This is a genomic window from Pseudomonas sp. FG86 (assembly GCF_057808775.1).
This window is the reverse complement of record NZ_JBMDIS010000003.1, coordinates 1-22,171: the sequence shown is the minus strand read 5'-3', so window position 1 is coordinate 22,171 and position 22,171 is coordinate 1. Positions and strand designations below refer to the sequence as shown.

Genomic DNA, 22,171 nt, shown 5'->3' with positions numbered 1-22,171 from the left:
CCAAGCTCCCGTGTCGGAGGCTTTGGGAAGTCCCGAGTTGGGCTTTTCTGGAGGTACATGATGAGAAACTTAAAAGCAGAGGTTGTTCGTAATGCAGCGAAGCAGAAGGGATGGGATTCGATACTACAGAGCCTATGCCCCGAGATTGAAACTCGTGCATTCGACAAACCTGGCCGTCACGTCCGGTGCCCCGTCCATGGAAAACCAAGTCGGGGTGGTGATGGTTTCAGGTTCTTAAACAAGAAAATTCCGTTCGCGGAGGCAGGTGGAGGTGTTTGCAATACGTGCGGGTTATTTCCGGACGGTTTCGCACTTCTCCAATGGCTTAAGCGCATTGATTTCGCAGATGCTGTTGCATTGGTCGGAGATGAACTGGGCATCCGCTCAACTGACGACGAGCATGCACAGGAGCGTATCAATCGCGAAAACAAGTCCAAGCTTGATGAGCGACGTAGAGAGTTTGAGGAGAAGGAAAGGGCTTCAAACCTATACCTTCGATCACGGCTCAACCAGATCTGGTCGGAGACGTTACCTTTAACTCATACCGATGCAGAGCCGGCGCGACTTTACCTAGCAAGTCGAAAGATTCTTTGCTGGGACAAGCCAGGTGCTGCACGAGTAGTGAGGTTTCATCCAAGGCTGGCCAGCTACAACGAAGACGGGGAGTTTGAGGGTGAGTTTCCCGGAATCGTGGCAAAGGTCACCAGAGATGGAGTGCCAATAACGCTTCACAGGTATTTTCTGACTGATAAAGGTCTGAAGGCGCCGGTGGAGAGCTCAAAAAAGATGTGCTCGTATCCAACCGATAGGTTGGTGACGGGAGGTGGAATCATCATCGGCAACATGGATGCAGAGGTTGTCCATGTGTGTGAGGGGCTAGAAACTGCTTGGGCAATCGAGACAGGTATGGATCAGGAAATTGATGTTTTTCCTACCGTTAATGCGACATTGCTTGAAAGTTTCACACCAGGACCAAACACAAAGATGGTGGTGATTTGGGCTGATAAAGACAGATCTGGACGCGGTGAAGAGGCAGCCTTGGAGCTAAAACGGCGCCTATGGGAGAAAGGTATCAAGGCTCAGATCATGATGCCTTCGTTGCCTATCGCTGATGGTGATAAATCTGTCGACTGGAATGATGTTTTGATCCAGCTCGGCCGTATGGGCTTCCCTAAGCGAAGGAGGGCGGTGGCATGAGTCAGTGCCTCGACTTCGACCCAAGGGTCGTCGTAACTGATCCTGGTAGCTGTGAGTCATGTCCTTTCTCGCCACCCGCCGATTTTATCGGTGGGTCGGCGGATTACCGACTGTTGATGGTTCGCCGGTTCAGGGTTCCATCGACACGTCGCGTCATCATGGATCATGCAAGATCCTTAGAGGAGGGCGGTATCACTGTTACGGGACGATATGCTGTAGCTGCAGTCGAGATTCTCTCTCGGATTTGCGCTGCGGAAACCACAATGAGAAGGGCCAGCTGATGCTGGCCCTTTTTTTTTGTCGCCGCTAACCGTCTGTCTGTAGAATTACAATTGCAATGTACGATAAGCGTGGTCTCATGAAGTGAGTCCAACAGAGAATTTACATGACCTTCAAAGTCGTCAAAGTCAGCACATCAGCAACCGCGCAGCCAGGCGTCTATCAAGTTCTGTTTAATGGCGATGACCGGTTCTTTCGTTCGATTGAGATTCACGTGTCCCGTGACTTCGGGCCGAACACGCTAGATTTTATTGAAATCTACGGACTCTGGTGCTGCTTGGTGTGGCTGGAGCTTGCCGGCTCTGGGCGCACATCTCGAAATCTGAAAATCGTTGTTTCACGTGGCGCTGTAAAGCGCCTCCTTATGGTCACGAGTTCAAAGGAGGAGCTGTATCAGCATGCGTATGCGCTGCGTACACAACTCTTCGGTCTTCATGACATATCGGTTGAGAAGGGAGAAGGGTGGACAGCTGAAACTCATCCGGGTATCAGCGTCAAATGGGATGGCAAACCTCCACCCCAGCCTTCAATTGACAATCCAGTTTTTGGAAAGATTTTCCTGACCTATCACTCCGCTGTTGAGTACTTGGACGAGACCAATGGCGAGTGCAAGGAGGAGAATGTTTTCGCTAGATTGAGCCGCCTGGTGCGGGATGCGGATCGGGAGGCAGCGCTCCCAGATAAGGAGGCGGGTTACAAGGCTCGGCGGTATGGGAGCTCTCAAGATGGCGTTCGATACCTGAACAACTCAGCAGGTTGGCAAATTGTTGTCCGACCAACAGAAAACAAGGACGCGCTCGTCGCATTGACGGTGTATCAAAGGCAGGCATAGCGGAATAGCAAATGGATAGGCTTAGGCAACACGTTGAACGGTTTATGGACGATCTAGTCTCGCTGCTAAAAATCACAGACCCCACGGCATGGGAAGCAGGGAAGGATATCTTCGAGTGCTCGGTTGATAGAGATCAGTTAGCAGTTGACTACCTGATAGGGCAGCCAGTAATTCTGCAGAACATTTCACAACGGGCGCTATGCGCAGCAGGCTTTTCCGAGAGCTCCTTCGTACAGCGAATCTCCAATGGGGGGGTATATCGACTACAGACCAGGCAGATCACCTACGATGACCGCGGCCTTCCTCTTGCAGTTCAATTGGTAGGTGTTCCAGTACATCACGTCGGCCGCGATGTACCCCTTGAAGGGCCCAACCTGATCGGTCGCCTTGACGAATTCGTGAGTATGGAGACAGGCAAGCAGATTCACGGATCTGAGTTGCTCGATCTTCTTTAGCTAGGGTGTCGCCGGCGAAGTTTGGCAGGAATTGTTGGAGGCTAACCGCAAGCAGGTTTGGCAGGTTCTGTCCGCTTCCAACGAAGTGTTGCTATCGACTTGAATTGCTGAATTCCCAATGAGCCACGAATGTTGCGGGCCTTTGAACCAGGCTCCGCGATCCTCGAAATAACCTTGTCACGTGACGCCTCATAGATAGCGATCGCGTTGAAGTTGAAATCCAACAGTACCAGCATGACCGCATCAAATTCCTTAGTGACGTCGATACTCCCCAAGCGGCCCATAGCTGAAGTGGACGTCACACACCGCCCTTTGATCTGGATCTTCCATGTGTGCCCTGAACGCACCTCAGTGGCGTCGTAGCCTGATTGTCGGGCATCGCTTAGGGTTAGCCCGAGAAGATGCGCAGCTTCAAATTCAGCAACTTCGCCTGTGATACCCAAAGGCTTCCCTGTGAGGGCGCGATATTTCTGCGCAACGATTTTTGCTTGTCCCAGAAGATTCAGTATTTCGTTCGAGTCTGACAAGTGGGTTTCCTGATAGGCATCGATGATCGTTGATCTTAACCATTGACGACGAAGCTTGACGAAAAAGATATTTTATAGAAAGCTAAAGTCTGTTTAAAACGATCAGTACGCGCATTTCGCAATAATTCCTAGATTTAAAAAATTTCTAGAAAAAACAAATGCTTACGTTTCATATAATAAACATTATGTTAAATGATGGCCATATGATACTACGCAAAGTGACAGTTTTCCTTTCATTTAATCTGCCTAGATCATCAGTAGTGCTAAACCGCTCAGGTAGGCGTGTTTGGTAACTGGCATGGAATCAAACGGCAGCAAATTGGCAGGTACGCCTTGACGGAAACGGTTTGGATCACACAGGCTGCTCTAACCATCGAAGGAGTAATTATCATGGATGACTCGCAGGATACTTCCGCTGACACCCTCAACCAGGTCACGTCCATGACACCAAATTTCGGTATCAGCGCGAGAGGTTTTAGTGACGCCGATTCAGCAACTCGTCTTGCTACGATCACCGGCGAAGTTGTTCGTGCTTTAGGCAACAAATTCGATCTAAGCGGCCTAGATGGCGTCACGATTGCTGTGGACTACAACCAGGCACTGCTTGAACTGGATCGCGGTTACGAAACGACCTTCAAATTGACCGCTACGAACTCGCATGTTGCCGGAGTCGCCATGACACCTGCCGTCTTGCGCGGCGACGTTCTGAAATCGCATATCGTCGTAAATGCAGGACACATTTGGCCTCTTCTTGAATTGGACGATGCCGAGGGTCGAGCTCACGCAATCCATGTTTTAGCTCATGAGTGTGGTCATGTTGAAGTGACGAATGCATTCGATCGATGCTTTCCAAATGTACTGCTACGGCCTAAATATGGGCCGATTCTAGAGCAGCTTCAGTGGAAAGTTATTTTATCAGTTTGGGATGAGTATGCAGTTACGATGATTTCTGCGCCATTCGGTGAAAGCCAAACTGAATCCTACGAAAACAGTTTTCTAAACGACTTGGCTTTAGTCGATGAGCAATCTAATAAGCTGATTTTGGAATTCAGAAGGCATCAGTCAGTTGAGCAGATTTTAGGAGAAATATACGGTTGTTACGGCACATTGTTAAAGTTCGCGGCCTATCACCTCGGCAATCTTCAAGGCCTGGGGATACCGTGGCATAATTCGGAAAAAACAGCGTTAGCCCTGCATGGCCATTGGTTTTTGCCGTATTTCGAAAGGCTCGGTGATGCTTGCCAGGAGATCGCTAAAGATTTTGGAAAATGGACTGATACAGCGAGATTTTTTTTAATAGCAGGAATTATTGATGATTTGGTTTGCAGGGCTGGATTATTCATAAAAACAAAAGGTGATCGATTATTGGTAGATATTCCATACACTACAGAGACTGATCCCCTCCTCCTAAAGTAGCTAAAGAAGATAACTCAACTAAATAGCCCTTTGGTTGAGTTAATACAGCTGCTAATCCGTAGGCTTGCTCATGTGTTCTCAGATTGAAGAATGCTTAGAAGGATGGAAAGGTGAATTCTCCTGGCGTCCTCATCCAGCATCTCTGATGCATTCCAGATGGCCTCAAATCTTGGCCTGATTTCCGTAGTAAGCCTCCTGCAATCACCGGTTGTAAGCCGGCGTCCGAGCAGCGTGGCCGCAGGCTTTGCCAGATCCACCCAGCCATCGCTTCCATCCTCTTCGTAGATGAATTTCAGTTTTGTATCTGTCATGCGGCACGCGCCGTCGACCCTTAGACGCTTTCGATCGTCCCAAAAAACGCACAGGTACTCATTCTTGTCTGTGGTGTCGAGAGATTCGGGCCATGTCTCAAATGCCCACCGTTCGGTCCCCTCCCCATCACTAGCTGTGTTTGCATGTTCAAGGTGTTCCTGTTTGTCGTGTTGGTCCTTACGAGCATCCGCCTCCGGTCCAGGCCTCGACGTATATAGCAGCGCAAATGCATCGCGTCCCTCGAGGTCTGAGATCGAATAATTGGTAAAAGAGAAAGGCCCCTTTTTTCCGTAGTCCGGGCGACCGTTACGATTCTTCTTATATGCCTCCTCTGCTTCTACCAGGTCTTGGTCGGTTATTTCTCGTGTATCTCTCGATGCCCAAAGCTGTTCAAACCATTTCTGCGCTGAACCGACCTCCGATTCTTCGGTAGTGTGGATTGCTGCTTCCAACCATTTGGAGAGTTCGGCCCCTTCAAAACCTAAGCCGTTGGCTGATAGGTTCGCTGATCCGATGATTGCCTGGGATGGCCCAACGATTACTTTCGCGTGAAGGCGATCGCACTGAAGGATCTGTACGTGTTCTATTTTTTTTGCGCGAGCGACCAGCTTTTTGATAACCGCGGGGTTTGTTCCGCCACTTCTGAGATTGCAAACAATACGGAGTGGTTTATCCCGCTTGGGATGAATTAACTTATCAGCCCCCCTCCCCCAAAATGCCACGGCGACGTCCAACCGGTCCTCGCTAGCAACCATAGAGCGAATACAGTCCTGATACTGGTCGGGCCCAACAAACATTGAGAATCCTTATCGGCTGGTACTAATTAAAATGGCTGATGCGCCCGTGCGCCCGTTGGCTACTCTTCGCGGTCTGCATTACGTTTGCGCCACTGTGCTTGTCTAGCTGCGACTCGTTCTTTTGGTTCTTTGAGCTTACCAGCCTCTCGAGCATCTCTAGCCCACTGGGCTTTCGCCTCCCGCCGAGCAATTGCTTTCGCTTCATCGCTGTCCCAAGCCTTTGGGGGCCGACCTCGCTTCTTGATTGTCGGAGGGAGGGATAAAATATTGTCTACGTTACGGGTGTGCTGCTTTGTGTGGAACTCAACACATTCATTAATTTCTGGTGGGAGGATTTTCTGTTTTTCTAACTTGGCGATGAACTCCTCAAGATATCCCTTCTCCCAGTAGCCATCCTCGATACCTTGTCGAATTTTGTTAAGTTCTCGATCAACAGCTATTTGACCAAGGCGCTCAAGAACTGGTGCACCCACCGGGCATACCAAGCCGTCGATTGCTGTCGACGTACGGCCGGCAGTGAGAATGCTCCACGCACTGCAAGCTTCGTCCAGTTCGTGGTATCCAGGGTCATCATGGAACACGTTGTCCTGAAGGTATTTAATGGCTTCGCTGTAGCGACTCGGAGTGATTGCATCCCGCAAAAAAGTAAGGAAATCGGTAGATGCCTTTCCATTGAATGCGGATGAATCTCTGCCTGATGGAAGGGTCGTGAGGCTGTAGAGCTTCTTGGTGCCATATTTGGAGTCTTTAGGTTGTAGAACCTTGATGCGATAGATCGGCCGGGGGCAGTTAGCCGGTAAACTCATTGGCGTTGATGGCAGGACCGAGTAGAAGGCTGCAGCACCACCGCTATCTAATTCAGCAATTTCGCAGATGGTGATTAAAGCCCTTGAGCTATGATCGGTCAGCAATCGTTGGAAATCACGATCAACCGTTTTTTGCAGCTCAATTCTCGCTTCTGCTTCGGTCTGCTCTGATGATGCCAGGCCAAGTAAACGTCGCGCAGTTTCAATAGGAGTGGTGAATACAACCTCCTTGTAATGCCCGTTGCCCCCTGTGATCTTGGCCATCTTTTCCTTGCCAAAAACATTGCGCGTGACGAGTAGAACGAACCAGAACTCGTCGTTTTTCATCAGGAATGCTTGCGCTAGTCGTCCATCGTAGGAATGGACAACCTCCAATCGGGCTTCATGATCACCGCCCTTTTGTCGCACTGAATTTGGCCGTTGCAGGTCGAAATACGTAAATCCGTCACCGAGTTCTTTCCGCCGGCGGTCGAACACAATTTGTGCGTCCCTGGCGTTTTCAATTCCCCGTTCGAGGTCAACCAAGAGCATTGAAAGAATGCGTTGATTGTCTTGCAGCAGAGCATTAGAAATCCCATCGATTATTTTCTTGTCATATTCAGGTTCTGGTGAGTAACCGCGGGGATCCAGACTCCGAAGGCCAATCTGGCCAAACGGGGCTGCCTCAAGGACAAACTGTGTGGTTGCAAAGCCATAACTGTCATTCCTGCTGCAGGAAAGACGAGCTAGGAATCTGCCACCGTCATGACCTTTTTCTTTAGGCCACAATAGCTCGTGGATGCGCCATACCCTTTTAAGGTTGACGATGTGTTGTCGCGCATATTCATCGTCACCTTTCAGAAGAAGATAATCAGTGAGGGCGTCTGAGTATTCAGCTTTGAAGGCATACGTGGCGGTTGTCAGCGCTGTTCGGGTCGTTGATCGAAAGGTTCTTTTCCTTTCAATGCTTTCGACAGGAACAGGTGCAGGCTTGGTATTGAGGCATGTCCCCCTCCTCCCCTGATCTCGCTTAATGTGCTGATGGACTACGCATGCAGAATCGATTGTCGATCGGTAAGCAAGCCACTTGATTTGAGAATCTATCAAGGTGCACTTCACTAACATGTCGGTACCGCCGTCCATGCGTTCGTGCTCAGCAACGATTTCGGCCTCCACTACCTTCGATTTGGCCATCTCATCTTTCCTGCATAACGTAGACATTAAATTTAGAGTCTATCTCATCTGACTGAGCCTGGAGACGCGTCTCACCACCTTCTTGTTAGAAATCGCCTCTGATCGATATAACGTAGACGATTAATGTCCAATTCCCAATTTTTAGCCCTACCCTGAGCCTGATTGTGGCAGGACTGATCCAGTATCAAAGCGTACACAGTAACGTAGACAACAAAGACCTGACTCGTTCCGTACCCCAGCAGGGGGCCAATTGGCCTCCATCAAAGGAGCTCGGTCAATAGCATTAAGGCATCAGATCAACAATGCGGTGCTGCGATGCTTCAACTCACGTCTGACCATGGACAGCAGTCCTCAGCTGCGGTTGTGGCCATAAACTACGAAAAACTTCTTGAAGAAACCCTTAAGCGCTTGTCTAGCCTCTACGGCGATTACATGACGAGCGAACAGGTTTCTCGCGAGCTTAATTATTCCGAAAATTACTTCAGGAAAAAAATTGGCAATGCTCAATATCAACACCTGGCGTGGGTGAAGGTGATCAACCCAGCACGCAAAAAAAAGGGCAGATTCTGGGTATATGGAACTGCTGCTGTCGCCACTTACCTTGGGCAAGGAAGTTGAATATGCGGGTTTCACTAGCATTAGCTTCGGCTCTGTTAATTTCGATTACTAATTCCGTTAATGCGGATACTCAAGAAGAACCTTCTCTGCCATCAGCGGGAAGTGAAAGCTTTTATAAGGGCAAAGCAGAAGGCTGGTTTTGGTACAAAGATCCCCCAGAGGAGATTCCTGAGGAACCCATAAAGCCTCCACCCCCTCCTCCGCCTGCCCCGGTTCCAGAGAAAGAGCCGGAAAAACAAGAACCTCCTGCGCCAAAAGGTCCGGAGGTTTTCAGCGTGGCGTGGATTAAGAAAAATCTCCCTGTCTATCGTGATCGAGCAATTGATAACCCGACCGATGCTAACGTTCAGGCATATTATTATTTGCAGCGCGTCATGATGGACAAAGCTTCACAGTTCTCTGAAGCATCGTCGAGAGTAATCATGAAGGATCCATTCCTGGATGAGGATAGTCGACGTCCAGTTGCAACTTATGCAGCAAATGCTCTAAACCGGGAAGTTACATCGAATAAAGACAAAGTACTTCGAAGTCTTGGTAACAAGGTTGGGCTATTTTTCTTCTTTAAATCGAACTGCATTCTCTGTGCTGAACAAGCCAGTGTCTTGCAATCGCTGACAACGTCTACTGGAATCAATATTATCCCAGTCTCGGTGGATGGTAAGCCTTTAGATAACAACGCTTTTCCTGATTACCGCATCGACGACGGCCAGTCTAAAAAACTCGAAGTGTTCCAAACTCCGGCTTTAGCGCTTGCTATTCCTCCTAACAAGACTGAAATAGTCGGCTATGGCGCAATTACTCTAGACGTCTTATTTAATCGGATATTAATTGCTGCGCGCGATACAGGTCTAATTGATAAAAAGACGTTCGATAGCACGCAGCCGTTCTTCGATAACGGTCTTCTGTCACTGGATGATAACGATGGCATTAACGAAGATCTTCTGAATAATCCTGAGAAATTCGTCGAAGCAATGAAAAAGAAATTGGCACGCAAGGCTATTGATGGGGAGCCTCACAATGAGACTGAAGAGTAATACCTTAATCCTTGCAGCGCTATTGGGTTTAGCGCCGCTTGGTGCACACGCGGATATACAGTCTCAACTCGATTCGATGTTTGATTCGATGTCGAACGTTACCGACGCTGGTGCTTATGAGACTGCCACACGAGGCGTCATCACAGGGGGCTCCTTACGAGTTCGCAATAAGATCTCAACCACACCCATTGTCTCGTTCAGACCACCGTCATTTCAGGCAGGTTGTGGTGGGATCGATATGTTTGCGGGGTCTTTCTCGTTTATCAATGCACAGCAATTCGTTCAGTCGCTTCGATCTGTTGCGTCGAACGCTGTCGGCGTTGCATCTGGCTACGCATTCAAGCTTGCACTGAATGCTATGGGGCCTACGGTTCATAACGTTATTCAGAATCTTCAGGAGGTTATGCAGGACATCAACAGTTTGATGTCTAACTCCTGCCAACTAGCGCAAGGTTTGGTAACTGACGCATTCAGTTCTTTTACCTCCAAGGAGACAATGCGCGCTGCCAACATCAACGTTACTTCAGGTGTGGGCGATGCGTTTGCTTCTCTTATGCCTGGGAGCCTGACTTCGAAATCTCCTAAAGAACAGCAAAATGATGCTGGGCATTTTAAGTCCTGCGAAGATATCGGTAACGTTCTCTGGTGCTCCATGGAGCAGTATGGTGCAAGAAGTTTCTTCACATACGGTTCAAGGCAGACTGATGAAATGATCATGTCTTTTACGGGCACCGTAATTATCAAGTCTCTGACTGATTCCGAAGACGGTAAGGGAAAAGTCCCTGAGACCCAGTATTTCGGTCCGACGGGTATTACACTGCAAGATATTGTAGAGGGGAAAAAAGAAGAACAAGTCTCGATCTACGACTGTTCTGCAGATGAAGCTGCATGCATGGAGATCAAGAGCCAGCAAATTGCATTCGATGGTCTTGCCGAAAAGATCGTTAAGTCATTCAATGGCAATTCGAACTCTCCAGGTATCGTTTATAAGTGGGCAACCAATGTTGGTTCTTTCAATGCAGATGAAGTAGCTGTTATTAGCGCACTGCAGAAAGCTGGTTTCTCCGCGATGATTCAACGCATTGCTCAGCGAAGTGAGTCGATGGCTAAAGGATTTGTCGCCGCACACGCCAAAATGCTTGCTTTGGAAGGGGCTTATTCGCTCACATCGTCCTACATTAATACCGCTGAATCTGTGCTTCAACGGGGGAAAATGGTTGATCAATTAGGCGAGAAGAGTCGAGATTTTATTGTCGATGCACGTGATCGTTTAACCTCGGAACATCTGGCACTTCAAGCTAAATACGGTAACGATAATGACATGTATAAGGACTGGACTGTCCGCATGGAAGTTATACCGCCTCCGAACTTTATTGCGACTATGGGAAATCGCTCTGTGAGGGCTCAGTAATGGAGTTCACTATCTATTCGGTAGGTTCAGCCTCCTACCTTGAAGAGGTGTTAAATGCCGTGGCCATGATCTGCGGCACCGGTGATGTTGAGTCTTTGGCCAAAATTGGTTTTTTGATTGGCGCCCTTTTTCTTGGTTTCCAGGCTGTTTATAAGAATCAGGCGATTCCATTCCACCAGGTTGGCGTTTGCTTAATCCTCTATCTGGCAATGTATGGTCCTTCCGGACGCGCAATCATCGAAGACGTCTATGACGGCACCGTCACGGTCGTAGACAATGTTCCGTTGGGGCCGCTGATGGTTGGCTCGACCATCTCCAACGTCGGCTACAACATCACTCACCTGATGGAGCAGGCGTTCTCTACACCTTCGATGACAAATTATGGTTTTGCTGACCCTATCGAGACTCTTATGAGAGTTCGGTCGGTGACGGGCAACTTGATGTCGATACCTGCTTTTACAAACGGTGGTACCGTCAATCAGGACCTACTTTCATCCTGGTCCAATTACTTTCGCGAATGCACCCTCGCCGGCATGGGGGACGACATGACGGTTTATGCGAATGTCGCTCGTAGCAACGATCCAATGCAATCAGCGAAATTCTCCAGCAACGTCTATTACACACAAATTTTTGATGGCACCGCCGGCGGCCGGACGTTGAGCTGTTCAGATGCTCATAGCGCTTTGGTCTCTGCTACCAATTCGTCAGCTGACAACGTGATGGAGGAAGTGGCTACGGCCGGTTTCCAGCGTCCAGGCAAGGTAGTGAGTGGTGATGACGTCACCACACGGATCGGTGATGCTCTTTATGCTTTGAACCTTTCCTCGATGGATGCCCGCGCGTTCACGATGGCTTCTATCCTTTACCCGATTTTCACTCAAGCACCTGGTCAAAAGGCGGTTGAGGATCTTCAGGGTAGTTATGCCGTGATGATGAGTCAGGCCCAAGCTCAGCAAAACACTCAGTGGGCAGCAGAAGGTACGATGTTCACGAAGTACGTTCGGCCCTTTATGACGTTCTTTGAAGGTTTGATCTATGCGATCACCCCCCTAATGGCGTTCTTAATTGCTATGGGAGGTTTTGGCATTAGCCTAATCGGTAAGTACATGATGCTGCTCGCATGGATGGTGCTGTGGATGCCGGCGCTGTCCATCGTGAATTTATATACGGTTTCCTCCACCGCGTCGGTGATGCAGGGGTTGTTGAATACCTCGTCATTTGACGTGGGCGGTGCGGCTGTATCTTTTGAGATGCTGAAGCAAATGCAGCCAGCCCTTGAGCAAGCTGTTGGCGTTGCAGGCCTGATGGCGTCGTCAGTGCCAGCAATCTGCTTGTTTCTTGTTTCGGGAACCGCCATCGCTGCATCTGGTATCGCCGGGCGTATGAACGGTTCCGATCAGATCAACGAAAAAATAGCTTCTCCAGACGTCATCACGCCTGCAGCAGGGCTTCAGACGACGCCTTTCGCTACCAGTGATTACGACAAAGGTCTGCGTATTAATGGTTCAGAAAATCAACGCGGCGATATTTCGGTAGGCTCAATGATGAGCGAGGGGCTCTCCAGCACGCGCACTCGTGCCGAAGCTTCCGCTGAAAGTTTCTCGAAACAACTTACCAGCGCCTACGGCCGTCAACTTGACAGTTCAAACAGCATCGGTGACCAGGCAGCAGTTGGCCGTGGTTTGCAGAGCTCCTTTGGTATGAATAGCGATGCTGGCTTTCAAGCCGGTATCGACCAGTTACGGCAGCAAGGATACTCCTCGACTCAAATTGAGGCCGGCATTGCCAGTGTCGCTTTGCGTGGCGGCGCCTCTGGTACCGCGGGGCTAAGTGCTAAGGCCGAAGCACCAGGCGGAACTGGAGGGAGTGCTGGGGTGGGTGTTAGCGGTGGTGTGGATGCATCCAATACCAGTCAGTCGTCCAGATCTGACAACATGAACAGCTCAGAGAACGTTAACAATGCGGTAAAAGCCGTTCTTGGCGAGAGAATTGCCAACTCTTTGAATCGTACACAGGGTTATAACCTCGCTCAAAATTTTGACCATTCAGAGAGAGCTGGTGTCTCCAAATCAGATCAGGAGAGTCTTTCTAAATCAGCTCAGCAAACGCTATCCGATCAGAAGGCGTTCCAACAAGCTGAATCCTTTGTGCGGTCCGCCGGCTACAGTGAGAATTTTAAATTGGATTCCTGGGCAGGTAAGGTTGTTGGTGAGGGTCGCGATGGTGCTGTCGTTTCCGATGCGATGAACAAGTACGGTGAAGAGTTCCAGGAGCATCAGCGCCAATTGAGCAACACAATGCTTGATCCTCGTCGAGCTGACGCTGCTGCTGCTCTAATGACACTTGCTAAGCATGGTGATTTTTCGTCGCTTGACGGTCCAGCTGTTGATTACGATCGCTATGCAAATCTTCGAGCACCTGCCCCCGGTAACCTCGAGGGAGAAACGCAGCGTGCTGGCCATTCTGTTGATACGTCCAGCTTCAATTCTTCATTCGCTGGAAGGAAAGATGCTGCGATTAATAATTCCAATCCTGGTGGTGAGTACCAGCGCATGCAGCCGGTGGTGGAAAACGACGCACAGGTGTACGGCCAATCAGCTATGAAACCTGCCGCTGATCAAGCCGAGAGTCGCATTCGTGGCCTGGCCAAGGACGTGCATGACTTTGGGGAGTCCTCCGGCGGGGGGATTGCTGGTATCACCAACAACATTGGTAGCACACTTGGGATGCGAGGTAACAGGGAGGAATACCTTGAGGAAGGCCGCCACCTGGGGTTGAATGACGCGCAAGCTGAAGTCTTTGCGACTGCGCGTGTTGGTGGTTTCGGTGACAACTCCAAAGATCACTGGGACGCTTATGCGGATTCGGTTGGAATGGACCATGACTTGCGTGACGGCATGTACCAGCAACTGATTCAAGCTGGCTTGCACGATAACGGGTCAGGAGCACAGCTCGCGGATATTCGTACGTTAAACGATCGTGATTCGGTTACAGATCGAATGAGTTTGAGTATCCCGCGCTCGGGTCAGTAAAAGGCTCACAGCGCAGCAAAAAAAACCGGCCTAATGGCCGGTTTTTTTATTTGAGCTGTCTCATGGGCTCCGACATTTCATTCCCCTCAGTGATTACATAAGGGTTGTATTCCACCTGCTGAGGCATTTGTGGTTCGTAAGTGCTCGATTTGTTTGTCGCTCCACTCATGAGGCCAATTAGGCTCGATAGCATGAAAATTACCGAGACGGCTAGCAACGCAAGAAATCCTACAGCTGCGCTAAATTTAGCGGTCAGAAGGCAGAAGCCAATCAAACTACCAACGACAAACAGTGGCACCCTTACCTCAGGGTCTCTTCCATGGGTCAGATGCAAGGCTCCCGACCCAACTGCGAAAATCAGTGCAAGGTAAGCATAGGCCTGCGCATTCATTGACATATCCTGGCTGGCGCCGGCGATGAGGCCACCGAATGAAAGCGCTACAGCAAGCAGATGCCGAAGAGTCCAACCCAGACCTGACTCACGCACTAGATGTTCAGCTTTCCAGAGTGGCTCGATTGCTGGAGACATCTTAGGGCGCTGCGCATACTCGGCCATCAAATCAACTACGTTGACGGCAAAGGCTGCATCATTCTGGCTTGGGGCAGCTTTTTCGGAGATCCGCTGGATTGCTTCGACTGCCTTAACGAATTCCTTCGGAGCCTGTTGGAGCACGGCGGCATTGAAGGTGGCCAAGTCCACAGTTTCAGGTGGAAGGCCCATGAACCCTTCGATCAGTGATTCTGCTCGTTTCGTTTCGGCAGCGATGATTGCTTTCATGAAATTCTCCTTTCGACTTACTTAGATCCTACCCTACCCCGTTAAACTGCAACCCTACTGACGCTGGTAAATCACGCCGCTCAACCGATACGTTGAGGGCACCTGGTCGTCGACCTCATGCTTCTCCTGGACAGGGGCTTGGCCACCCGCTGTTGGCATGTAGATATCCCGCTGCGGCCATACCTCATCTCTCGCTTTAATGTCGCGTCGTTTTTCGCCTCTTGCTGCCTTGTTGAATGATTTCAGCTTGCTGAGCTTCATTTCAAGCTCGCCGGCTAGAACAAATACGGGAAGGTTCGCTTTGATCGTCGCGTCCCACCTCTCGCCTTTTTCACCAAACCAGATAATGCACCTTGGATGAGGAGCAACGCTTTTATGCTTGATCAGAACTTCGGTATCGGCAAGGTGATTGATCGCCCGTAGGTCGAGATACTCTGGAGTGTCATGGACAGGAATTTCTTCACTTGCTGCACGGGCTTCTGATTCGTTGATTAACTGAAGCCGAATCTTTGCCACCGAAATCTTTTCGTTCCCTGTGGTATGGCCAGCCCACGTGAACGAGATCCGCCGCGGAGCTCCGTCGAATGCGTGGAGTGTTCTCTGCAATTGCTTTGTGCTGAAACCCGGACCGAGCGCCCTGCGCATAATTCGCGGCCGCATCTCGGGTGTTAGATTTTGTGCGACTCGTACTGCCTCGATCGCGTCGAGCACTTTTTTCTTGGCTGTGTTGATTTCCAGCGCGAGCGGCAAAACCGATTCGCTTAGTTGGAAATAGCCTGGCAGCCGCATCACTGTTCCTGGTGCTTGGCCAAGATCTCGTTCGAACGTGCCAATTGCTTCCAGTGTCACCTCAATGATTTCGTCATCAGCAACCTCTGACACGTCAATGATGTCGGGGGTCCGTTGCTCCTGCAGCACAGGCAGGCGCCACACCTTGCCTCGTACAACGAGGGATGGCCATGTCGCGTTGAAGCGTGTGACAGCTCTCACTAGTTGCTGGTAAGCCCGCTCGACGTCTTCGTACATACGGTTGCCTCCATGGTGTTTGCATAATTATACCACCCCTGCATAGTGGTGTGCCTTTTTCACCCCCGACTTTCCCTGTACAGCCGCACTCCCCCACTGGGGCTGCCCGCTTTACCTTCCTTTCCCCATCCATTTAGCCTTCCGCTTACCTTCCATCGCGCGCTACGCGGGCCGATCAGGTACGGGGGTATGGTGACCCCGCGCATGCCTGCACTAACGTAGGTCTACCGGGCTCAGAGGAAGGCCGTGGCGGTCTTTCAGAGTTCGAAGAAGGGAAGGATTTGTGTTTAGCGCGTTTCTTTAATGCAGGGGTGGTATAGATTAAGCGCGTCCTGGTGAGTTTCTTCCTCTGGATGCACTGATTTTCGATTGTCGACCGGTTGTCGATTGTGAAGAGAACCGTGGACTGGGCTCCTGGTACTGCATTGGCAACGCCATGGTTGCCCTGGTTCGAGGTTGGATCGCGTTTTTGCCTGCGTTGGTTACTAAGCAACAATTCGCCATGTAGCCGAATGTTGATGCCCAACGTCCCGGCATCAAGCTGGAGCCGACTTAGCTTCGAGAGGATCTGCAGTTGGAGCGAGTTTGGCTTGTGTTACCTGGTTAAATCATACAACCCACTGTCGACGGTTTTGCTGATAATCAGTGCCCTACCGGGTATCTATTGCACCCATGCTAATGGGTGGTGTTCCTGGATGGTCGGTTTCTTGTCTGTTTCCTGCCCTTTATCATTGACTCTCTTCCTCAGTTTTTTACCTCTATCTGTCGGCTTAAAATGATGTTCGCCACGGCTCACCGATTGGCTGGCCAGCGATTGTGCAAGCCGGCCCGACCCTTTTTTGCGGTCTATGATGTGGTCCGTGGTAATGGTTGCCTGACTCTCGTTGGTCTGGCAGCCCTGCTTCTTTACGCTAAAGCCCCAATGAGCACAGTTGCTTCGCTCTAACCGCGGTATTCAGGATCCTTGATCCATGAAGATGCTTTGGATGTCATTCGATCACCCAGTCTGAGCTCGATGAGCTTTTGGCATTACCTCCCGTAATCGTTCGATTGCTTGTATCTATTCAACATGTTTGTTTCGGGTTTTCGGGCTTGCGTGTTTACGCTCTCCTGTAAATTTGTTCACTAGGCACCGAGATGTTTGGTGATCATGTTGCATAGCACCACCTTCACTTGGATCTGGGCCTGGCGCTGGGCTGGAGCTGAAAATCTCGGCGATCTACTGCTTGTGTAAGCCTTCAATTCCTAGTGACTGTTTATCTGTGATTCCAGTTGCCTTGCTCTGTTTAGATTTGGGAAAGGTCTTGCGTTTATCAGCAGGAAAAGAATCTTTCGCTTTTCGCCCTGACCCGTACCTGCCCTACCCTGCATACGTAACAAATATTGAGGTGTTCCGTGACTGAGAAACTTGTAGATGGCTTTCATGTTTATGGCGCTTCTGCTTCGGCAAAATTTGAGATTGTGGCCAACCGTGGTGGTGTGTTCGTGCTTGCTGTCGACATCGCTGGTCGTGTTCCCTCAAGGGATTCATTTGATTGGGAGAACAAGATCGCTATCCAGGTGACCGATCGTGAGATGCCTCAGCTCATGTGCGCGGTACTCGGTATCACTCCGACGTTTGATTTAAGAAATCATGGTCCGAAAAAAAACAAATCACTTTCCTTGGCTAACCAGTCTGATAAGGGGGTTTTGTACTTACGCGTGACTGAGGGTCAAATTGGCCACAGCATTCCTATTTCTCCGGACAAAGTTTTTCACCTTGGTGTCATTGGCATGAAGGTTCTGTCCCTTCAGACGCGAGCTGACACTCAGACGTGCCTTCTTCTATTACGTGGTACAACAGGCCGGCTACTTCACGGTCTCCAATAGCTTGCGCTTTACGTTTAAAAATTTGAAAAAAGACCCCTTCTGGTTAAAAGCGGTTATAAAGCGGTTAAGAGCGGTTATAGGGCTCAAGAATATGGCTGAAGCCCTTGATTTATAAGGCTTTCAACGATTGTTCTCTTACCTCACTAAGAGGTTTTGATACCTGATCATGAGGTAAACGTACCTCACTATGAGGTAAACGTACCTGATCATGAGGTAAGCCTGCTTTTTAGCCTCTTTCCTGCTTTAGATATCGACTGCAAGTCATTGATATATAAGGATATTTATCTTTTTTACGCTTTGTCTGATTATGGAGTAAGGCCAACTGACTTTGGGGTATGCCTTCTGATTATGGGGTAAACAAACCTAAGCTATTGATATATATAGCTTTTTTCTTGATTGCATCTGACGCGAATTTCAGTGAAACGACAGGCTTTTTCGCACTGATTATGAGGTAAAAAGTTCAAGATCATACTGGTCCTCCCCTCCCCTTTAAGCCCTATCTGCGCCCTCCTGAGGGCCGCGTATAACGTGGCTTGCGTTCATTTCTGTGTGATTTCTAAACGTATCCCCTCCCCTGCCATAACGTGCGTGGTGGTGTTTCACTCTTTACCCCTTAATCAGTTTTTCCGTCGCGGCGTAGGTCTTTGCCGCTGTTACCCCTTAATCCGTTACCTACGCGGTGGATTACCAGTGGGCAACTCGTGTTTTTCTCGATCCTGGCTTACGCCTTAATCAGGCTTTTATTTTTTGTGAGCAAAAAAAACCCCGCTTATGCGGGGTCTGATGTCGTGTTCTTACGTCGCTTCACTACGACCTTGTCCTTGGCGTCGATTGATCCTTCTAGGAGAAATCCAGATCTTTTGAGCTCGTCGAGAGCTTCGCGAATCATTTGTCTTGCCTTGCCGATCGATGAGACTCTCGATCCGGCACTCTTTATGAGCGTTTCAACCTTAAGATCGTATGGCTCTGAATGTGAGGCATAAAACCCGTGCATCCATTTGGCGAGGTTACCTTTTAGGGAAAGCCGTTGCTCCCACTCAATCCTGGTACTGTAAAAGCCACCGCCAAAAAGCTTAGCAATTTCAGGTTCTAGTTCTATCACCCAGCTTAGGTCCCTGCCGGTGTTGTCCTCTTCAAGGTCGTCGCTGTATTCGAATTTCCGAATTAGAGAAAGAACGACCCCGCGGCCCAATCGCTCAGAATGAATTGCAACGGCGGTTGCTTTGAGCCTGGTCAGAATGTTTTTAAGCCGTTCGGTGTGTTTTTTACCGTATGGCATTTTCAGATCTTTTTTCATCGCCAGCGGGCTGAAGCAGATCGGGTGGCCGAGTTCAGCTTCCCTGGCCAGGTGAACTACTTGGAACCAAACGTCTAAATCGTCTTGACGAAGCTCTTCGCCGCTGTAGATCAATCTTGAGTTACCGTAGGACACTACCTCGATATTTTTCATCTGCTCACGAGGAGTGTTACGGTTCCTTGCCGTGAATAACGCGCTTCGTAATGCTTCGTTTGGTGCTTCCCTGACCTCCTCTCCCCAGGCCTTCAGACGTATTTCTGCTGTTTTTTGTGCTTCTTTTTGAACGGCAGCTGCTCTTTCTTTTGCTGCACGAAGACCATCCCCAGGCTTTCTTTTGGAAGAAGCAGTCTTTCCTTCGCTTGTTTCTTCGTTTTTGAAGAGATCAGGAGTTCTGGGCTCGTCTGGTTTCTCAGTGCTCACATTGGGACCTATTAGGCAGTTTTCAGATTTTTGACGAATTCTTCGATCTGCTTCAATTGCTCTTCAGTAAAAGAGGTACGTTTAAGTTTCAGCTCGAAGTGAGTCTTAGTGGTCTTAACCTGCCCCATAGTTACACCGTTCGATTCAATCGCTTGTGGCGTGATTTTTAAACCGCTTTGATTGAATTTAGCTTCTAGAGTGCTTGCCAAATTTTTAAGTGGCGTATTACTAGTAATCGCTTTTTGTACGATAGAAATAAGCGCTTTATGTAATTGATCTGGTTCAATACCTTCTTCAATACGCTTCTTAATTACTTTAACGGTGTTCTCCGCTGTCAGTCCTGAAATCAGCTCTGGTTTTTTCTCTAGAAGTGTATTAACAGCTTCCGGTAGGTTTTCGAATGCCATCAAACGGTAGTAGACAGTTTTGGTTAAGCCGAATTCAGCATGTGTACCAACACTACTGCCAAACTTACTTTTGTGTTTCAACAACGATCGAGCAAGTTCAAAGTCTGTCAAATCCTCGCGTCCAAGGTTCTCTGCTAGCGCCAGAGCCGACATTTCTTCTTCTGTGATGTTTTTCACATGTGCAAGAATAACTGTCTTACCAAGGTGTCTATGGGCGCGTACACGGCGCTCGCCAGATACGATCTGATACCTATTACCATATGGGCGAACTGTGATTGGCTGTTGGAGCCCTTGCTCATCTATCAGCTGCGCAAGCTCTTCAATTCCTATGAAACGGATCCGTGGTTGGTATGGATTTGGGTCGATGCTCGTTAGATCAATTGGACGTGCAGTCCATACCATTGTTTGGCTGTCGCCAGCTTCATCAATTGCTGCTTGGTGCTCCTGCATGCCTGCAACTAGTGATCCTGCCAACGATGCACCAAGCCCTTGGCGTCTACGAGGCGCTGGGGTTTCTGTTTTGGCAGTCGTTTTAGAAGCTGGTTTTGCAGCTGGTTTTGCAGCTGTTTTTGATGTGGGATTTTTTTGTGCCTGGCTCATGCTTTAAGCCCCTTCCCTTTTGTTTCTTTTGCAACATACACAGCTAGCTCTGCATATTGCTTCGCTACCTTGTTGTTTTTGTCGAAATCACCAACCGTTTGTTTTCTAGCAATTGATTGGTTAACTCTTGTAGTTGGCGATATATAAACTGGAACTACGCTTCCAAACAAAATTACTGCATCATTTTCAGTTTCTTGGCAAAGAGTCATTCTCTTGTCGTGTTTGGCAAGAAGCGCACCTAGAAAGGTCAAATCAGGGTTGATCTGTTTAACTTTTGTGATCCTAGACTGGAGGTCTGCCAGTCCATACAAACCATAACTAGCGCCCGACTCAACTGGAATAATGTAGTGCGTAGCGGCGGCCAAGGCGTTCATTGTCAGCAGCCCTAAATTTGGCGGGCAATCGAGAATAATATAATTAGCTTTGCCAATCAGCGGCTTAATTCTTTCCTTCAATACCTCATTTGGGCGTGCAGCTTCGTGCCGGATGATGTCCGGTACGTTTTCGAGGCTCATCGAACCATAGATGAGACTTACGCCTTCAACATGTGTTTCATCAAAGATGAACGCCGCAATATTTGCGGTTGGGTTCAGCATTAACTCGGCTAGGTTATGGGAAACTTTTGCCGGGTGCGCAACGCCAATGTGTTGAGATGCGTTCGCCTGTGGATCCATATCAATAAGCACTACTGTGCAATTCTCGTCGAGCTTTGCCAGGTTATCCGCCAAATTGATTGCAGTTGTCGTTTTCGTTACCCCGCCTTTGTGGTTGGCGATTGCAATAATGACTGTTTCGATTTCTGCAGTTTTGGCTTTTGGTGAGGCCATGAGAGCTCCTAATGGGTCGATGTAGTACTCGGTATGTCATACATCTTGTTTGGGATTATGCAACATATCCGATCTTTTTACCGCCCTTTCGTCTGTTTTCGTCTTCCCATTATTTTTTATTTCCGCTACCTATCGCATCTCTATTGGGTGTCAGTATCCCTCGTTTGTTCCCATAGTGGGAATCTCTGCATGCGTTGTTCAGGTGATTTTTTCTTTTTGCCGATTTATCAGGTCAGTCCCTTCACAGGAAAAGTCCCATAGTGGGAATCCAACCTTTGTTTGTCAGTGCAGCCGGCCTCGCTGTTCTGCATCTCACGTGATCAAATCGGCGTCCTAGGCTAGGGGCGTCTGTGTGGTTCTTGTCGACCTTGTTACGGGCTGCCCGAATCAACGGGCAGGGCACATCAAGCATGTAAAGTCCCATAGTGGGAATTCGTATTTATGATTGTCACGGCGGTACCCTTTTGGTTTCGTGTGCCCCTGATCGAGTTTGCGCCTAGGCTGGGAAGGTCAGAACTTGTTCTCGTTGACCGTGGACGGCCTGCCCAGTGCTCTTGGCAGGACGCATCAGTCATGAAAAGTCCCATAGTGGGAATTCGTATTTATGATTGCCACGGTGGTGCCCTTTTGGTTTCGTGTGCCCGTGATCAAGTTAGCGCCCAGGCTGGGAGCGTCAGAGCTCGTTCTTGTTGAGCGTGTGCGTCCTGCCCAGTGCTCTTGGCAGGACGCATCAGTCATGAAAAGTCCCACTGTGGGAATTCCTGTTTATGGTTGTCACGGTGGTGCCTTTTTGGTTTCGTGTGCCCGTGATCGAGTTAGCGCCCAGGCTGGGTGCATCAGAGCTCGTTCTTGTTGAGCTTGTACGGCCTGCCCAGTACGCTTTGCAGGACGCACTAGTCATGAAAAGTCCCACTGTGGGAATTCGTATTAATGGTTTTCACGGTGGTGCTCTTTCGGTTTTGTGTGTCTCGTGATCGATTCGTCGACCAGGCTAAGAGCGTCAGAGGTCGTTGTCGTTGACCGTGTACGGCTCGTCCTGTTCGCTTGGCAGGACGCAC

General features: G+C 49.3%; 17 protein-coding genes. 9 read left to right on the top strand and 8 right to left on the bottom strand.

Annotation, left to right across the window (positions count from 1 at the left end):
* The first annotated feature begins 60 nt into the window (after positions 1-60).
* The 3 genes from ACODSV_RS02435 to ACODSV_RS02425 all read left to right on the top strand — a co-directional run bounded on the left by ACODSV_RS02435 (position 61) and on the right by ACODSV_RS02425 (position 2,763).
* Positions 61-1,197, top strand: coding sequence for a DUF7146 domain-containing protein (locus ACODSV_RS02435; protein WP_454838433.1), 1,137 nt, complete (start codon positions 61-63; stop codon positions 1,195-1,197).
* Between the two features lie 385 nt (positions 1,198-1,582).
* On the top strand, positions 1,583-2,308 hold the full coding sequence (locus ACODSV_RS02430) for a hypothetical protein (protein ID WP_454838432.1): 726 nt from the start codon (positions 1,583-1,585) through the stop codon (positions 2,306-2,308).
* Between the two features lie 44 nt (positions 2,309-2,352).
* Positions 2,353-2,763 carry a hypothetical protein gene (locus tag ACODSV_RS02425; RefSeq protein WP_454838431.1) on the top strand — a complete coding sequence of 137 codons (411 nt, stop codon included), beginning with the start codon at positions 2,353-2,355 and terminating at the stop codon, positions 2,761-2,763.
* Positions 2,764-2,804: 41 nt separating this feature from the next.
* Here ACODSV_RS02425 and ACODSV_RS02420 read toward each other — a convergent pair whose 3' ends face one another.
* Positions 2,805-3,290: a hypothetical protein gene (locus tag ACODSV_RS02420; protein WP_489044702.1), complete on the bottom strand. Its 486-nt coding sequence runs from the start codon at positions 3,288-3,290 to the stop codon at positions 2,805-2,807.
* A 390-nt stretch (positions 3,291-3,680) separates the two neighbouring features.
* Here ACODSV_RS02420 and ACODSV_RS02415 point away from each other — a divergent pair, with 390 nt between their 5' ends.
* Positions 3,681-4,706 (top strand): hypothetical protein, encoded by a 1,026-nt coding sequence (locus ACODSV_RS02415; protein WP_489044700.1) that lies wholly within the window; start codon positions 3,681-3,683, stop codon positions 4,704-4,706.
* 68 nt (positions 4,707-4,774) lie between these two features.
* Here ACODSV_RS02415 and ACODSV_RS02410 read toward each other — a convergent pair whose 3' ends face one another.
* Positions 4,775-5,815 (bottom strand): phospholipase D family protein, encoded by a 1,041-nt coding sequence (locus ACODSV_RS02410; RefSeq protein WP_489044698.1) that lies wholly within the window; start codon positions 5,813-5,815, stop codon positions 4,775-4,777.
* Positions 5,816-5,874: 59 nt separating this feature from the next.
* A complete protein-coding gene (locus tag ACODSV_RS02405; RefSeq protein ID WP_010465807.1) occupies positions 5,875-7,794 on the bottom strand; it encodes a hypothetical protein in 1,920 nt (639 codons plus the stop codon).
* Between the two features lie 315 nt (positions 7,795-8,109).
* On the opposite strand from ACODSV_RS02405, the gene ACODSV_RS02400 reads away from it, so the two are divergent.
* Genes ACODSV_RS02400 through ACODSV_RS02385 form a run of 4 tightly spaced genes read left to right on the top strand, consistent with a single transcriptional unit; the run spans position 8,110 to position 13,889 of the window.
* Complete coding sequence (locus ACODSV_RS02400; protein ID WP_010466368.1) at positions 8,110-8,412, top strand: hypothetical protein; 303 nt, start codon at positions 8,110-8,112, stop codon at positions 8,410-8,412.
* 2 nt (positions 8,413-8,414) lie between these two features.
* Entirely contained in the window at positions 8,415-9,446 is a 1,032-nt protein-coding gene (gene traF / locus ACODSV_RS02395) for a conjugal transfer protein TraF (protein ID WP_081854031.1), read from the top strand.
* The gene (locus tag ACODSV_RS02390; protein WP_010466363.1) at positions 9,430-10,857 is read left to right on the top strand and encodes a conjugal transfer protein TraH; all 1,428 of its coding nucleotides are present in this window, start codon (positions 9,430-9,432) and stop codon (positions 10,855-10,857) included. Before traF ends, ACODSV_RS02390 begins: the two co-directional genes overlap by 17 nt.
* Positions 10,857-13,889: a conjugal transfer protein TraG N-terminal domain-containing protein gene (locus ACODSV_RS02385; RefSeq protein ID WP_010466362.1), complete on the top strand. Its 3,033-nt coding sequence runs from the start codon at positions 10,857-10,859 to the stop codon at positions 13,887-13,889. Before ACODSV_RS02390 ends, ACODSV_RS02385 begins: the two co-directional genes overlap by 1 nt.
* Before the next feature lie 46 nt (positions 13,890-13,935).
* Here the strand turns inward: ACODSV_RS02385 and ACODSV_RS02380 are convergent, their stop codons facing one another.
* Together ACODSV_RS02380 and ACODSV_RS02375 are read right to left on the bottom strand one after the other, a co-directional pair.
* Entirely contained in the window at positions 13,936-14,667 is a 732-nt protein-coding gene (locus ACODSV_RS02380) for a hypothetical protein (protein ID WP_010466360.1), read from the bottom strand.
* 54 nt (positions 14,668-14,721) lie between these two features.
* Positions 14,722-15,693: a DNA replication terminus site-binding protein gene (locus tag ACODSV_RS02375; protein WP_489044694.1), complete on the bottom strand. Its 972-nt coding sequence runs from the start codon at positions 15,691-15,693 to the stop codon at positions 14,722-14,724.
* A gap of 1,395 nt (positions 15,694-17,088) precedes the next feature.
* Between ACODSV_RS02375 and ACODSV_RS02370 the strand changes: the two genes are divergently transcribed.
* Positions 17,089-17,562, top strand: a complete 474-nt coding sequence (locus ACODSV_RS02370; protein ID WP_489044692.1) for a hypothetical protein — start codon at positions 17,089-17,091, stop codon at positions 17,560-17,562.
* A gap of 769 nt (positions 17,563-18,331) precedes the next feature.
* Here the strand turns inward: ACODSV_RS02370 and trfA are convergent.
* The 3 genes from trfA to ACODSV_RS02355 are packed head-to-tail and all read right to left on the bottom strand — an operon-like array spanning position 18,332 to position 21,113.
* Positions 18,332-19,279, bottom strand: a complete 948-nt coding sequence (gene trfA, locus ACODSV_RS02365; RefSeq protein WP_158491256.1) for a plasmid replication initiator TrfA — start codon at positions 19,277-19,279, stop codon at positions 18,332-18,334.
* Positions 19,280-19,290: 11 nt separating this feature from the next.
* Positions 19,291-20,286, bottom strand: a complete 996-nt coding sequence (locus ACODSV_RS02360) for a ParB/RepB/Spo0J family partition protein (RefSeq protein WP_489044690.1) — start codon at positions 20,284-20,286, stop codon at positions 19,291-19,293.
* The gene (locus ACODSV_RS02355; protein WP_010466349.1) at positions 20,283-21,113 is read right to left on the bottom strand and encodes a ParA family protein; all 831 of its coding nucleotides are present in this window, start codon (positions 21,111-21,113) and stop codon (positions 20,283-20,285) included. Before ACODSV_RS02355 ends, ACODSV_RS02360 begins: the two co-directional genes overlap by 4 nt.
* Between the last annotated feature and the right edge of the window lie 1,058 nt (positions 21,114-22,171).

Excerpts from the sequence above, each read along its gene's own strand:
- ACODSV_RS02435 (WP_454838433.1), top strand. The coding sequence starts at position 61 with ATGAGAAACTTAAAAGCAGAGGTTGTTCGTAATGCAGCGAAGCAGAAG.
- ACODSV_RS02430 (WP_454838432.1), top strand. The coding sequence starts at position 1,583 with ATGACCTTCAAAGTCGTCAAAGTCAGCACATCAGCAACCGCGCAGCCA.
- ACODSV_RS02425 (WP_454838431.1), top strand. The coding sequence starts at position 2,353 with ATGGACGATCTAGTCTCGCTGCTAAAAATCACAGACCCCACGGCATGG.
- ACODSV_RS02415 (WP_489044700.1), top strand. The coding sequence starts at position 3,681 with ATGGATGACTCGCAGGATACTTCCGCTGACACCCTCAACCAGGTCACG.
- ACODSV_RS02410 (WP_489044698.1), bottom strand. The coding sequence starts at position 5,815 with ATGTTTGTTGGGCCCGACCAGTATCAGGACTGTATTCGCTCTATGGTT.
- ACODSV_RS02405 (WP_010465807.1), bottom strand. The coding sequence starts at position 7,794 with ATGGCCAAATCGAAGGTAGTGGAGGCCGAAATCGTTGCTGAGCACGAA.
- ACODSV_RS02400 (WP_010466368.1), top strand. The coding sequence starts at position 8,110 with ATGCTTCAACTCACGTCTGACCATGGACAGCAGTCCTCAGCTGCGGTT.
- traF (WP_081854031.1), top strand. The coding sequence starts at position 8,415 with ATGCGGGTTTCACTAGCATTAGCTTCGGCTCTGTTAATTTCGATTACT.
- ACODSV_RS02390 (WP_010466363.1), top strand. The coding sequence starts at position 9,430 with ATGAGACTGAAGAGTAATACCTTAATCCTTGCAGCGCTATTGGGTTTA.
- ACODSV_RS02385 (WP_010466362.1), top strand. The coding sequence starts at position 10,857 with ATGGAGTTCACTATCTATTCGGTAGGTTCAGCCTCCTACCTTGAAGAG.
- ACODSV_RS02380 (WP_010466360.1), bottom strand. The coding sequence starts at position 14,667 with ATGAAAGCAATCATCGCTGCCGAAACGAAACGAGCAGAATCACTGATC.
- ACODSV_RS02375 (WP_489044694.1), bottom strand. The coding sequence starts at position 15,693 with ATGTACGAAGACGTCGAGCGGGCTTACCAGCAACTAGTGAGAGCTGTC.
- ACODSV_RS02360 (WP_489044690.1), bottom strand. The coding sequence starts at position 20,286 with ATGAGCCAGGCACAAAAAAATCCCACATCAAAAACAGCTGCAAAACCA.
- ACODSV_RS02355 (WP_010466349.1), bottom strand. The coding sequence starts at position 21,113 with ATGGCCTCACCAAAAGCCAAAACTGCAGAAATCGAAACAGTCATTATT.